At 71.4% G+C, this 1,128-nt stretch carries 1 protein-coding gene; it reads right to left on the bottom strand.

The window, feature by feature from the left end; all coding sequences use genetic code 11:
- Positions 1 to 342, bottom strand: a 342-nt coding sequence (locus AB0B72_RS40320; RefSeq protein WP_367745083.1) for a hypothetical protein, incomplete at its 3' end; no start/stop codon positions are given.
- Positions 343 to 1,128 lie beyond the last annotated feature (786 nt).

The following is a 1,128-nucleotide window of genomic DNA, read 5'->3' as shown; positions in this document are numbered from 1 at the left end:
CTGGTCGACCAAGCCGGCAGGTGGACGGTCGGGGAGTTGATCGAGCACATTCAGCGGCTGGTGCTGGCGATCGACCCGGGCTGGGCGGAAAAGCGCTACACCGAAGCGGTCAAACGCCGCCGCGTGGTCGGCACCCGCAACGACGACGGCACCGCCAGCGTCTCCGGCCTGGACCTGCCGGTGGACCGGGCCGCGGCCGGCTGCGAACGCATCGATGAACTGGCCCGCTCCTGCAAACGCGCCGGAGACCGCCGCCCAATCGACCACATCCGCGCCGACCTGTTCCTCGGCTCCCTCGACGGCACCTTCGAAGGCCTGACCGACGAACAGATCATCACCCACATCCGCACCCACCCCTTCCTCGACACCCCACCCACCACCAGCACAGACACCCATCGCGACCCAGGCGGCTCCACCTCCGGCGCAACCCCAGGCAGCCCCGACACCAGCACGGACACCGACCCAGGTACCGCCACCGACCCAGGCCCAAGCGCCCCGGACCCGAGCGGCCCAGACCCCGACGCAGGCCCGGACGGCCTCGACACCAATCCAGGCAGCCCCGACTCAGACGTAAACCCAGACGGCCCCAACACTCGACCCGCCACCGATCTCGACGCAGGCTCGAAGGGCCCCGACACCGATCCAGGTGTTGATCCCGACGTAGGCCCGAGCGGCCCGGACACCGATCCCGGCGCGGGCCTGGACGGTCCTGACACCCCACTTCCTGATCCACCCGGCCGCACATCGACCAACCCGCCCTCAGGCCCGACAGTCGGTCCATCTGAGGGCACTCCAGCCGGCCCGCCAGTTGATCCAACCGGCGGCACTACGACCAGCCCGCCAACTGATCCACTTGGTCGCGCCCCGGCCAACCCTCCGGATGGCCCTTGCGGTGGTGCCCCGGTCGGAGGCTCGGAAGGCGGCGCGCCCCACCCGGGTGCCGCGTCCCCCGGACAGGCCCACCCTCAGGACACGCCCGCACCTCCACCGCGCGACTCCGGCGCAGCGATACAGGCCGCGCTTCCCGAGCCCGGCACCGCCGCACCGGCCGTTCGTGGCCGCCCTGATCGTCTATCCGATGGCATGCGGGGACGGGCTGTCCCCGAACTGCGGGTCGAGCTCAGCACA

The sequence above is a fragment of the Microbispora sp. NPDC049125 genome, assembly GCF_040802045.1.
GTDB lineage: Bacteria > Actinomycetota > Actinomycetes > Streptosporangiales > Streptosporangiaceae > Microbispora.
Note: the sequence above shows the minus strand (reverse complement) of the source record. Positions and strands in the feature narration are given on the sequence as shown.